This is a genomic window from Pseudomonas sp. E6002 (assembly GCF_013385565.1).
In the GTDB taxonomy this organism is placed as follows: Bacteria; Pseudomonadota; Gammaproteobacteria; order Pseudomonadales; family Pseudomonadaceae; genus Aquipseudomonas.
On sequence record NZ_JACAPT010000009.1, the window covers coordinates 18966 to 31656 of the forward strand.

Sequence of the window (12691 nt, forward strand, 5' to 3'; positions counted from 1 at the left end):
CAGCGCGGCGAGGATCAGTCAGGCGCGCCAACGCCAGCGGGCCAGGGCCTTGATGACTTTCATCCAGAGTTTGCGAGTGACCACCACGATGGGATTTCCAGAAGGGGATGGAACAGCGTCGGGCAACGTTATCTCAGCGCCCGTTCCCAAGCAACCGGGGATTAACAGGCGCAGGTCATCAATCACCAGCGCCGGGGATTCTTCGGCAATCGGCCGGCCATGGTTGTAGCCGTAACTCAAGGCCACGCACTTGACCCCCGCCGCTTTCGCCGCCAGCACATCACTGCGCGAATCGCCGACAAACAGCGATTGGGACGCCGGGATATTGGCCATTTTCATCACGAAGAACAGCGCCGCCGGGTCGGGCTTCTTCTGCGGCAAGGTATCGCCGCCGATGATCCAGCGGAAATACCGGCCGATCTTCATCTGGTCCAACAGCGGTGCGACGAAACGCTCCGGCTTGTTGGTGATCAGGGCCATTTCCACGCCCTGCTTGTGCAGCCATTTCAGGGTGTCGCGCACGCCGGGATAAACCACGGTCAGTTCGTGGCCGTTTTCGTAGGCCACGTTGAACAGCTCAAGCGCATGCTCGGCTTCCACATCATCGACACCCTCGGCCTCGATGTTGTTGGCCAAGGCCCGACGCACCAGCATCTGCGCGCCATTGCCGACCCACTCGCGCACCGACTCGATACCCGCCGGCTTGCGCCCCAGCTTGAGCAGCATCTGGTCCACCGCCGCGGCCAGGTCCGGCACTGAATCGATCAACGTACCGTCCAGATCGAACATCACCAGCCGTGGCAGTTTGCCGGGGAACAGTTGCTCAAAGCCACTCATGGACGCGCCAGCGCCAGTTCTGCACGCATCTTGGCGATCACTTCCTGATAGTCCGGGGCATTGAAGATTGCCGAACCGGCCACAAAGGTGTCAGCACCGGCCGCGGCGATTTCGCGGATGTTGTTGACGTTGACGCCACCGTCGATCTCCAGGCGGATATCACGGCCCGACGCATCGATCAGCGCCCGCGCTTCACGCAGTTTGTTGAGGGTGCCGGGGATGAACTTCTGCCCGCCGAAGCCCGGGTTGACGCTCATCAGCAACACCATGTCGACTTTGTCCATCACGTACTCAAGCACGCTCAGCGGAGTGGCCGGGTTGAACACCAGGCCCGCCTTGCAACCGCCCTCGCGGATCAGTTGCAGGGTGCGGTCCACGTGCAACGTGGCTTCCGGGTGGAAGGTGATGTAGGTCGCGCCGGCTTCGATGAAGTCACCGACGATGCGGTCCACCGGGCTGACCATCAAGTGCGCATCGATGGGCGCGGTCACGCCGTATTTACGCAGGGCGGCGCAGACCATCGGACCAATGGTCAAGTTCGGCACATAGTGGTTGTCCATGACATCGAAGTGAACGAAGTCGGCACCGGCGGCCAACACCTTGTCCACTTCCTCACCCAGGCGGGCGAAGTCGGCGGAGAGAATCGATGGAGCAATGACGAAGGGCTGCATGACGCACCTTTTTGAGCTAAATCACGATGGCGCGCATTGTATACCTCATGCTTTGCCGCGCGCACCGTGACCTCGCTCAATGGTTAATAAGCTGCCCGGTAGATTTTCTCGATATCAGCGGCGCTGAGCTTGCGCGGATTGTTGCGCATCAGGCGCTCGATCCCCGCCGCTTCTACCGCCATGGCCGGGATCGCGTCTTCAGGCACACCGAAGCTGCGCAGGCCGGACGGAATCTCGACTGCGGCACACAGTCGCGTCATCGCATCGACGGCCTGGTCGGCGGCATCCACCGCACTCAAACCCGTGATATTCACGCCCATGGCCTCGGCTATCTCCTGCATGCGCTCCACACACGCCAGCTTGTTCCAGTGCATCACGTAGGGCAGCAGCAAGGCATTGCTTACGCCGTGGGCGATATTGAAACGCCCGCCCAACGGGTAGGCCAACGCATGCACCGCGCCCACGCCGGCATTCCCGAACGCCATCCCGGCCATCAGGCTGGCGGTGGCCATGTCGTCCCGGGCCTCAAGGTTGGCGGGGTTGGCGTAGGCCTTGGGCAACGCCTTGGCAATCAGTTTGATCGCCCCGATGGCCAGTGCATCGGTGATCGGCGAGGCATTCAGCGACAGGTAGGATTCGATGGCGTGCACCAATGCGTCCACCCCACTGGCGGCGGTGACGCTGCGCGGGCAAGTCAGGGTCATCTGCGGGCTGATCAGGGCCACGTCCGGCAGCAGGTAATCGCTGACGATGCCTTTTTTCAGTTGCGCGACCTTGTCCGACAGAATCGCCACGTTGGTCACCTCCGAACCGGTGCCGGCCGTGGTGGGAATCGCGATCAGCGGCGGGCCTTTGCGCGGCACCTGGTCCACGCCGAACAGGTCGGCCAGGGCGCCATGGTAACCGGCGTAGGCCGCCACGCTCTTGGCGATGTCGATGGCACTGCCGCCGCCGACGCCGATCAGGCCGTCATGCCCGCCTTCGCGGTAGACGCGCATGCAGTCCTCGACGATGGCGATTTCCGGGTCGGGCAGCACGCGGTCGAAAATCTCGTAGGTCCGTTCGCCCAGGTGTTCCAGCGCCAGCGCCACGGTGCCGGACTTGACCAGTGCCGCATCGGTGACAATCAGCGGGTTGTCGACATCCAGCCGCGTCAGCTCGGCGGCCAGTTGCTCGATGGCGCCTGGGCCGGTGAGCAGTTTGTGGGCGATCTTGAATGAGGAAGTACTCATGTGCGCGGCCTCTTATCAGTTATGGGCTGGCACAAGACTAGCTGACTTGGGCTGGTTGTCTTGCATTCAGCTACTGAATAAACACAAACCCAATGTGGGAGCGGGCTTGCTCGCGAAGGCGGTAGGCCAGTCGATATCTCTGTTGACTGACACACCGCCTTCGCGAGCAAGCCCGCTCCCACATTTTGATCTCTGTTTGGCTTTAGACCTGGGCCGTACGCAGTTTCTCGCTGCGCCCGCGCAGCCATTCCAGGGTCAGCAACAGCACCACCGAGAAGGCAATCAGCAAGGTGGCCGCGGCGGCAATGGTAGGGCTGAGGTTTTCACGGATGCCGCTGAACATCTGCCGTGGCAAGGTCGCCTGCTCGGGCCCGGCAAGGAACAGCGTCACCACCACTTCATCGAACGAGGTGGCAAAGGCGAACAGCGCCCCGGAGATCACCCCCGGGGCAATCAATGGCAAGGTCACCCGACGAAACGCCGTCAGCGGTGACGCGCCCAGGCTGGCCGCCGCCCGCACCAGGTTATGGTTGAACCCCTGCAAGGTCGCCGACACGGTGATGATCACAAACGGCACGCCCAGCACCGCGTGCACCACGATCAGCGAGAAGAAGCTGTTGCCCAGGCCCAGCGGCGCGAAGAACAGGTAACTGGCCACACCGATAATCACCACGGGCACTACCATCGGCGAAATCACCAGGGCCATCACCAGCGCCTTGCCGGGAAAGTGCCCCCGGGTCAGGCCAATCGCCGCCAGCGTGCCGAACACCATCGCCAGCACTGTAGCCGCCGGAGCCACGATGATGCTGTTCTTCAGGGCGCGCATCCATTCCGCCGAGCCGAAGAAATCCTGGTACCAGTGCAGCGAGAAACCTTGCAGCGGGTAAACCAGGAAACTTCCACTGTTGAACGACAGCGGGATGATCACCAGCACCGGCAAGATCAGGAACAACAGGATCAGGCCGCAGAGGATCCGCAAGCTGTAGAACCAGACCCGTTCCACGGGCGACATATAAGGGCTCAGCATCGCAACGGTCTCCTTAGCTCAGGCGCAGGCGGCTGGCGCCCACCAGCCAGTTGTAGATCAGGTACAGCACCACGGTGGCCAGCAGCAGCAAGCCGCCCAAGGCCGTGGCCATGCCCCAGTTGATGCTGGTGTTGGTGTAGAAGGCCACGAAGTAGCTGACCATCTGGTCGTTCGGGCTGCCCAGCAAGGCCGGGGTGATGTAGTAGCCAATCGCCAAAATGAACACCAACAAGCAGCCGGCACCAACGCCTGCGTAGGTCTGCGGGAAGTACACGCGCCAGAAGCTGGCGAATGGGTGGCAGCCCAGGGAGATTGCCGCCCGCATGTAGGTGGGCGAGATGCCTTTCATCACGCTGTAGATCGGCAAAATCATGAAGGGCAGCAGAATGTGCACCATGGAGATGTAGACCCCCAGCCGGTTGAACACCAACTCGACGGGTTTATCGATCAGCCCCATGCCCATCAGCGCGCTGTTGATCAAGCCGCCGGACTGCAGCAACACGATCCAGGCCGCCACGCGCACCAGCACCGAGGTCCAGAACGGCAGCAGCACCAGGATCATCAGCAAATTGCTTTGCCGCGCTGGCAAGTTGGCCAGCAGGTAAGCCAACGGATAGGCCAGCAGCAGGCAGCACACGGTGATGACCAGGCCCATCCAGAACGTACGGGCGAAGATATCGAGGTAGATCGCCTGGTCCGGGGTGGCCGGGGCGATTTCGCCGAGGTCGTCGATGCGGTGATCGACGGCGGCCAGCAAGTAGTATGGCGTGAGGCTGCTGGTGTTGCGCCGGATCGCCTGCCAGTACGCCGGGTCGCCCCAGCGTTCGTCGAGGTTTTCCAGCGCTTCTTTATAGGAGGCAGGCGCTTCGGTGAACGGCAGCGCCCGCGCGGTTTTCGTCAGCAGGCTGCGATAGCCCGCCAGCTCCATGTTCAAGCGTTTGGAGAGGTCGCCCAGGGTCGAGTTTTTCCGGGCTTCGCCCAGGTCCTCGCTGATGGCCTGGTACACCGGCTCGCCAGGCAAGCCACGACCGTCCCAGGCCGTCACCGCCACCACCGTGCGCGGCAGGCCGCCCACCACTTCCGGGTTGCCGACGCTTTTGTAGAGCAGCGCCACAATCGGTACCAGGAACACCAGCAGCAAAAACACCACCAATGGCGCGATCAGGGCCTGGGCCTTCCAGCGGTTGAGCCGCTCGGCACGCGCCAGGCGCTGTTTCAGGGTGGGGCTGGGAATGGCGAGGGCCATGGCGAACTCCGGATCGTAAAAAAGAATGCAGACCTGTGAAGGCCCACACCTGTGGCGAGGGGGCTTGTCCCCCGTTGGGCTGCGCAGCAGCCCCAGTAAAGCCACTGTGGTTTATTAGACTGACCGCGGTGGCTGGTTTTGGGGCCGCTTCGCAGCCCAACGGGGGACAAGCCCCCTCGCCACAAAAAGCCCATCCACCCTGGGTGCGGTGGTTACTTGGCAGCCCAGGAATTGAAGCGCTGCTCCAGTTGCTCACCGTTATCCGCCCAGAAGCTCACGTCGATCTGCACCTGGTTGGCGATGTTTTCCGGGGTAGTCGGCATATCCTTCAGGATGTCCTTCGCCAGCAACGGCACCGCCTGGGTATTGGCCGGGCCGTAGGCGATGTTTTCCGAATAGGTCTTCTGCTGCTGCGGCTGCACCGAGAAGGCGATGAACTTCTTCGCCGCGTCAGCACGGTCTTTCGCCAGGCCTTTTGGAATGGCCCAGGCGTCGAAATCGTAGATCCCGCCGTTCCACACCACTTTCAAATTGCTTTCTTTCTGCACGGCAGCGATCCGGCCGTTGTAGGCAGAACTCATCACCACATCGCCAGAAGCGAGGTACTGCGGCGGTTGGGCGCCCGCTTCCCACCACTGGATATACGGCTTGAGCTCATCGAGCTTCTTGAACGCACGGTCCTGGCCATCTTTGCCGGCCAGCACCTTGTACACATCCTTCGGCGCCACACCGTCAGCCATCAAGGCGAATTCCAGGGTGTACTTGGCGCCCTTGCGCAGGCCGCGTTTGCCCGGGAATTTCTTGGTGTCCCAGAAATCGGCCCAGCCGCCTGGCGGTGCTTTCAGTTTGTCGGCGTTGTAGGCCAGCACCGTGGACCACACGAAGAAACCCACGCCGCACGGCTGGATCGCGCCCTTCACGTAGTCGCCCGGGTTGCCGAACAGTTTCGGGTCCAGGGGCTCGAACATGTCTTCGTCACAGCCACGGGACAGTTCCGGCGACTCCACTTCCACCAGGTCCCAGGACACGCTCTTGGTGTCGACCATGGCCTTGACCTTGGCCATTTCACCGTTGTATTCGCCGGCGACGATCTTGCCGTTGCCCGCGCTTTCCCACGGTGCATAGAAGGCCTTGACCTGCGCCGCCTTGTTCGCGCCACCAAAGGACACCACCGTCAAATCAGGGCCTGCCATGGCCTGTGTCGCGCCCATCAAGCTCAGAGCCAGGGCGGAATATTTCAGGGATCTCAACATTGTTGTTCTCTCCACGTGCGAGGTTGGTGAAGCAAGGGGGCGATCAATTCGCCTCTAGAAGTGGGTCGAGTGCGCGAACGTGCTCGACTTGCCAGCCAATCGGTACCACGTCGCCGACCGCCAGGGCTGTGTCCAGCTCGGCGATCGGTTGTTTCACAAAAAAATCGGTCTTGCCGCAGACTTCCAGGCGCACCCGCACGTGGTCGCCCAGGTAGATGAACTCGGCCACGCGCCCGGAGAAACGGTTGACGCAGCTTTCGCTGGAGCCATTCAGGCTGACGCGCTCGGGGCGCACCGACAGGGTCACCGGGCCGCCGACCTGGCCGACGTTCACCGCCAGCGCCTCGACCTTTTCGCCGCGCGCCAGTTCGACCACGCAGCGGTCGCCGGTGTGGCTGTGCAGGCGGCCATTGAGGCGGTTGTTCTCGCCGATGAAGTTGGCGACGAAGGTGTTTTTCGGTTCTTCGTACAAGGTGCGCGGGGCAGCGATCTGCTGGATCTCGCCCTGGTGGAACACCGCCACCCGGTCGGACATGGTCAGTGCTTCGCCCTGGTCGTGGGTCACGTACACCACCGTCACGCCGAGGCGCTGGTGCAGGTGCTTGATCTCCATCTGCATGTGTTCGCGCAGTTGCTTGTCGAGGGCGCCGAGGGGTTCGTCCATCAGCACCAGCTGTGGCTCGAACACCAGCGCCCGGGCCAGGGCCACCCGCTGCTGCTGGCCACCGGAGAGTTGCGCCGGGTAGCGCTGGGCGAAGGCATCGAGCTGGACCATGCTCAGTACACGCTTGACCCGCTCGCTGATGTCGGTCTTGCTCAGGCCGCGTACAGAGAGCGGAAACGCCAGGTTCTCGGAGACGGTCATGTGCGGGAACAGCGCGTAGTTCTGGAACACCATGCCGATGTCGCGCTTGTGGGGCGGCACGTTGTTGATGGAGCGGCCGGCCAGCTGGATCTCGCCGGCGGTGGGGGTTTCGAAACCGGCGAGCATCATCAGGCTGGTGGTCTTGCCAGACCCGGACGGCCCGAGCAGGGTCAGGAACTCGCCCTTGCGAATCTCCAGGTTGAGGTCTTTGACGATCAGGTTCTCGCCGTCGTAGCTCTTCTGCACGCCACGAAAGCTGACCAGCACATCATTTGAATCCACCTCGCTCATACCCGCACCTTTTTGTTTTGGACTGCCGTGGAACAAGCGTAGTCCCAGGGCAAGACCGCGCAAATCGGGGGCCCGGAGAGATTGGCATCAGCAGGATGGAAGGTTTGGGGTAGGGATTGCCCTACACGGATGGCGGGGATAGAACAGAGCAGTTACAAACCCCACGCTACAAGCAGCAAGACCGGGCAGCGCGGCGCTCGGCAGGCAGTCGCAAACAGGTATGCCGCTATAGGAGTTTGTGCTCCATGGCGTACTTCACCAGTTCCGCCAGGGAGGTGATATTGAGCTTTTGCATCAGGCGCGCCTTGTGGGTACTGATGGTTTTGCTGCTCAACGCCAACTGCTGGGCGATGTCGTTGACGTTGGCGCCCTGGGCCAGGCGCTCGAATACCGAGAACTCGCGCTCCGACAACAACGAGTGCAATGGGCGGGAATCGGTGAGGCCGACTTCGAAGACCATGCGGTCGGCCAGGTCCGGGTCGATGTACCGTCCGCCCGCCGCGACCTTGCGGATCGCGGTCAGCAGCAGCGCCGGGTCGCTGTCCTTGGTGGCATAGCCGGCGGCACCGACCTTCAGCGCACGGGCGGCCATTTGCGCTTCGTCGTGCATCGACAGCACCAGGATCGCCGGGGGATTGTTCAGCGCACGGATCCTCGGGATGGCTTCCAGGCCGTTGACGCCAGGCATCGAGATGTCCAGCAACACCACCTCGCAAGGCACGTGGCGCAGGGTTTCCAGCAACTGCTCGCCATTGCTCGCCTCGCCCACCACCAGCAGGTCCTTGGCCAGGCCGATCAGTTGCTTGATGCCTTCGCGAACGATGGTGTGGTCTTCAGCTACCAGTACACGGATCACTGTGGATGTCCTCTTCTTTTGGTTATCAATCCAGCGGCACCGTCACACTCAGGGTGGTGCCTTCGCCCAATGCGCTGTCCAGGCTCAACTGCCCGCCCATGATCAGCACCCGCTCGCGCATGCCCACCAGGCCAAACGATACCGGGCGCCCGGGAGCCTGGACGAAACCTGCACCGTCGTCGCTGATGGTCAGGCGCAAGTGCGCGCCCTCCACCACCAGCGTCAGCTCGACAGTATGCGCTTGGGCATGGCGCATCACATTGGTCAGTGCCTCCTGCAGGATGCGGAACAGGCCGATGGCCTTGGCGTCGCTCAGCGCCGGCAGATTATCCGGCACCTGCACCAGGCACGGAATCTGCGTCCGGGCCTCGAAACGCCGGGCCTGCCATTCGATCGCCGAGGCAATCCCGGCATCGAGAATCGGCGGACGCAAGGCGGTGGCCACATCGCGTACCAGTTGGAACAGTTGGGCGATCAGGCGCTTCATGCTGTTCAGCCGCTCGTGCAGGCCGGGATCCAGTTGGGCGTAGGTCAGCTCGCACATCGAGGTCTCCAGCTTGAGCACGGTGAGCATCTGCCCCAACTCGTCGTGCACTTCCCGGGCGATGCGGGCCTTCTCTTCCTCGCGCACGGTTTCCAGGTGGGCCGACAATTCCCGCAATTGCGCGCGGGAGGCGTCCAGCTCCAGCTCGATGCGCTTGCTCTCGCTGATGTCCCAGACAATTCCGTCCCAGACCACGGCGCCGTCTTCCAGGCGTCGGGTCACGGCCTTGATATCGGCCCAGCGCTGCTCGCCCAGGCGAGTCAGGATGCGGCCCTGCCAGGCCCAGTTGCTCTCGGTCTCGATGGCCTGGTCCTGGGTGCGGTGATAACTGGCGCGGTCGTCGGGATGCACCAGGCTGCGAATGCCCATGGCCGGATGGCTGAGCACTTCCGGCGCGTACCCCACCAGGCCCTCGCTGCCCTGGCTGATGTAGGCGAACTCGATCGCCTCGCTGCGCGGCAAGCGCTCCAGGCGAAACACCAGCCCCGGCACATTGGCGGCGATCCCTTGCAGCCGCGCCTCACTTTCCTGCAAGGCCGCGAGGGCCCGGCGACGCTCGGTGACATCGTTGAGGTAGACCACCAGGTATTCGCCGTCGGCAAAGCGCAGGAAACTCAGGGACACATCGGCTGGCAATACGCTGCCATCGGCGCGCAGGCAATTGGTGGCAAAACTCTGTGGCCCGTCTTCGCTGGCCCGGGCACGCTTCCACAGGTTGAGCCAGCGGTCCATGGTCAGCGTCGGGTCGAACTCGATCAGCGGGCGTTCGATCAGGGCGCCGGGGGCGTAGCCGAGCATGGTTTCCGCCGCCTGATTGGCGTAGCGCACATGGCTATCCCAATTGACCCAGAGGATACCGACGGTGCTTTGGTCGATGGAGAACTGGGTCAGGCGCAAGGCTTCGGCACCGGCGGCGCGGGCGGCGCTTTCTTCGCGGGCGGCCAGCAGATTATGCTCCAGGCCGCGTTGTTGGCGGCGCTGCCAGAACACCACGGCCAGGCTGGCGAGCAATAGCAGGCCCAGCAGCAACGTGAGGTTTTGCCAGAAGCCGGGGGACTCGGTCACCCGTGGGTATTTGGGCTGCAGCCAGCGGCTGTGCAACTGGTCCAGATCACGAGCGGGAATCGCGCGCAAGGCGCTTTGCATGATATCGGCCAGCTCGGGCCAGTCGCGCCGCGTGGCCACCCGCAGCAATTGCGGCAGGCCGATATCGCCGACCACGGCAAGGCCGGCGAACTCGGTTTCGCCCGACAACCGGCTCAATTGCGCCTCATCCACCACCGCATACCGCGCCTGCTGGCTCACCAGCAATTGCAGAGCCTGGCGCTCCATGGGCACGCCTTGCAGGTTGAGACTCGGGTAGGTGCTGCGCAGGTAATCCGCCACTGCGCTGGGCATGCGCACGGCGACGCGGGATTGGTCGTCGAGTTTCTCCAGGTCGACTGCGGTGCTGCCATCACGAACCCCGACAATGTGCTGGGGAACGCGCATATACGGATCGGAGAATAACCACAGGCGCAGGCCGGCCGGGGTTTGCAGCAGGCCGGGGGCGAGGTCGACCTCGCCGTCACGCACCGCCGCCTCCAGTTGCTCCTGATTGGGAAAGTTGCGCCAGGTCAGTTCGATATTCAGCGCCTTGGCCAACCACTGCATCAATTCGACATTGGCCCCGGACAGCCGCTGCAAGCGCCGATCGTATTGGGCATAAGGCGCCTGTAACACCAGCCCGACCCGCAGGTCGGGATGCTGTTCGAGCCATTCGCGCTGGCCGGCATCGAGCTGCGCCTGATGAGTGGCAGGCGCAGGCACGGCGCCCGCGATCAAGGGAAAGCATATACAGCCGATAACCAGCAGGTAGCGAAAACCCATGATCCACGTCTCATATCACTGACAAATACTGACCAACCCATTAGGCTGCCGGAATCACTTCTGGCCGGAAATCAACGATGCCACTTTCCCACCGCTCGGCACTGCCAGCATTGTGCCTGTCGCTGCTGTTTACCAGCGCCTTTTGTGTCGAGGCCGCCGACACTCCCGCTCCCGCCCCGGAAAAACCGGTGGTGCGCCAGCCCTTGCCGGAGCGCAGCCAGGAAGAAGCCAACGCCCTGGAACGACAAATCCCGCAGCAGGAACAACAACAGTTGCAGGCGGGCAGCGATTCTTTCTTGGCTTTGTGGAAGCCGGCCAACAGCGGTGAGCCTGAAGGCGTGGTGATTATCGTCCCGGGCAACGGCGAAAGTGCTGACTGGCCTCAAGCAATCGCGCCGTTGCGCAAGAAATTGCCGGACGCCTCCTGGGGCACCCTGAGCTTGTCGCTGCCGGACCTGACCCTGGACACCTTGCCACCCCGCGTCATCGAATCGCCCAAGGCGACCGTGGAGACCAGCAGCAAAGACGCCAGCACCGTCGCCAAACCCGTGGAGCAAGCCGCCAGCGCCGAAGCGGAAGGCACTGACCCGGCCGTGGTTCCCGGCACCGATGAACAAGACAAGACCGACGCCACGCGAATCTTCGCGCGCATTGACGCCGCCCTCGCCTTCGCCCAGACCCAAAATGCCCGCAGCGTCGTATTGCTCGGCCACGGCACCGGCGCCTGGTGGGCCGCGCGTTACCTGAGTGAAAAACAACCGGCGCAGGTGCAGAAATTTGTCATGGTGGCCGCGCAGACCCCGGCGTGCCGTGCCCCGGACCTGCAACAACTGGCACCGAAACTGAAGCTGGCCACGGCAGACTTTTTCTACCAGGACAACGCCCAGGCACGCAAAGCGGCCCAGGAACGTTCCCAGGCCAGCAAGCGTTTGAAGAATGACAGCTACAAGCAGGTGTCGTTGAAGGCCCTCCCCGATAACAGCCAGGCAGGGCAAGAGCAGCTGTACCGGCGGATTCGCGGGTGGCTGAGCCCGCAAAATCCCGGAGACTGATCGTAAATCTCAAAAACACTGGAGAACAAAATGTGGGAGCGGGCTTGCTCGCGAATGCGGTGAGTCAGTCACTGCATCTGTTACTGATCCACCGCATTCGCGAGCAAGTCGAATCGTCGCACCGCCACTCCCACAGTTGATCCGGTTTACGCCATAAAAAAGCAGCGCCTGATAATTCTGTTAGCGAAAGTCTCGCCTTTCGCGAATCAGCGCGTAGGCGTTGTGCAGCTCGCGGGTACGTTCGGTCGCCTCCCGCACCTGGGCTGGACTGGCGCCACTGCCGGCAATCTTGTCCGGGTGGTGCCGGCTCAGCAGGCGCCGGTAAGCGCGCTTGATCACCGAAGGTTCGGTGGTCGACGTCACCCCCAGAATCCGCAACGCCTCCTGATAAGCCCCGCCACGATTGGCCAACGGCTTGCGCTCCGGCTCATAGTCAGCCGCCAGCGCCTGGATCTGCTGGACCGTCCAACCCAGCCATTTGCCCCATTGTTCAATCAACTCGCGCTCGGCCGTACTGGCCTTGCCGTCCGCCCAGGCCATGCGCCAACAGGCACGCAGCACACCTTCCGCCGCATGGGGCTGGGCCTTGAGCACGCCCAGGTAACTGCGTACCCGGTCCGAGCCGGACTTGCCGCGATTGAACGCGGCAATCGCACGGCGCTGGGCCGGCTCGGCCATGTCCAGCGAGCGCATTTCCTGGCGCGCCTGCTGGATATGCCCGTCCACCACCCGGCCGTTGCTCTTGGCCAGGCGACCGAGCAACACGAACAGCAGTTCGTCATTGCGCAACGCCGGCCGGCCGCCAAGGCGCTCGCGTAACTGGGCCCAGCTTTGCAGTTCCAGGCGCCGGTCCAGCGCCTGGCCCAGCAGTGCGCCCAACATGGCCCCCGGAATGCTGGCAATGGCAAAGCCCGCCCCGGCTCCGATCAGAGTCCCTGGCCACAACAT

General features: G+C 63.0%; 11 protein-coding genes. 1 reads left to right on the plus strand and 10 read right to left on the minus strand.

What is annotated here, in order from left to right; genetic code table 11:
- Nucleotides 1-18 precede the first annotated feature (18 nt).
- The 9 genes from HX815_RS06375 to HX815_RS06415 all read right to left on the minus strand — a co-directional run bounded on the left by HX815_RS06375 (nucleotide 19) and on the right by HX815_RS06415 (nucleotide 10691).
- Nucleotides 19-837: a phosphoglycolate phosphatase gene (locus HX815_RS06375; RefSeq protein ID WP_003210964.1), complete on the minus strand. Its 819-nt coding sequence runs from the start codon at nucleotides 835-837 to the stop codon at nucleotides 19-21.
- Nucleotides 834-1508 carry a ribulose-phosphate 3-epimerase gene (gene rpe, locus HX815_RS06380; RefSeq protein WP_003210966.1) on the minus strand — a complete coding sequence of 225 codons (675 nt, stop codon included), beginning with the start codon at nucleotides 1506-1508 and terminating at the stop codon, nucleotides 834-836. The genes HX815_RS06375 and rpe overlap by 4 nt, the downstream gene beginning before the upstream one ends.
- Nucleotides 1509-1591: 83 nt before the next feature.
- Entirely contained in the window at nucleotides 1592-2740 is a 1149-nt protein-coding gene (locus tag HX815_RS06385; protein ID WP_003210968.1) for an iron-containing alcohol dehydrogenase, read from the minus strand.
- Between the two features lie 202 nt (nucleotides 2741-2942).
- The gene (locus HX815_RS06390) at nucleotides 2943-3767 is read right to left on the minus strand and encodes an ABC transporter permease (RefSeq protein WP_003210970.1); all 825 of its coding nucleotides are present in this window, start codon (nucleotides 3765-3767) and stop codon (nucleotides 2943-2945) included.
- A 13-nt stretch (nucleotides 3768-3780) separates the two neighbouring features.
- Nucleotides 3781-5013, minus strand: a complete 1233-nt coding sequence (locus HX815_RS06395) for an ABC transporter permease (protein ID WP_003210972.1) — start codon at nucleotides 5011-5013, stop codon at nucleotides 3781-3783.
- A 212-nt stretch (nucleotides 5014-5225) separates the two neighbouring features.
- Complete coding sequence (locus HX815_RS06400; protein WP_003210973.1) at nucleotides 5226-6266, minus strand: ABC transporter substrate-binding protein; 1041 nt, start codon at nucleotides 6264-6266, stop codon at nucleotides 5226-5228.
- Nucleotides 6267-6309: 43 nt separating this feature from the next.
- The gene (locus tag HX815_RS06405) at nucleotides 6310-7422 is read right to left on the minus strand and encodes an ABC transporter ATP-binding protein (protein WP_003210974.1); all 1113 of its coding nucleotides are present in this window, start codon (nucleotides 7420-7422) and stop codon (nucleotides 6310-6312) included.
- Nucleotides 7423-7648: 226 nt separating this feature from the next.
- Nucleotides 7649-8278 carry a response regulator transcription factor gene (locus HX815_RS06410; RefSeq protein WP_003210977.1) on the minus strand — a complete coding sequence of 210 codons (630 nt, stop codon included), beginning with the start codon at nucleotides 8276-8278 and terminating at the stop codon, nucleotides 7649-7651.
- Between the two features lie 25 nt (nucleotides 8279-8303).
- Nucleotides 8304-10691 carry a PAS domain S-box protein gene (locus HX815_RS06415; RefSeq protein WP_003210979.1) on the minus strand — a complete coding sequence of 796 codons (2388 nt, stop codon included), beginning with the start codon at nucleotides 10689-10691 and terminating at the stop codon, nucleotides 8304-8306.
- Nucleotides 10692-10768: 77 nt separating this feature from the next.
- On the opposite strand from HX815_RS06415, the gene HX815_RS06420 reads away from it, so the two are divergent.
- On the plus strand, nucleotides 10769-11743 hold the full coding sequence (locus HX815_RS06420; RefSeq protein ID WP_177027967.1) for an alpha/beta hydrolase family protein: 975 nt from the start codon (nucleotides 10769-10771) through the stop codon (nucleotides 11741-11743).
- 180 nt (nucleotides 11744-11923) lie between these two features.
- Here HX815_RS06420 and HX815_RS06425 read toward each other — a convergent pair whose 3' ends face one another.
- Nucleotides 11924-12691 (minus strand): TerB family tellurite resistance protein, encoded by a 768-nt coding sequence (locus tag HX815_RS06425; protein ID WP_102370013.1) that lies wholly within the window; start codon nucleotides 12689-12691, stop codon nucleotides 11924-11926.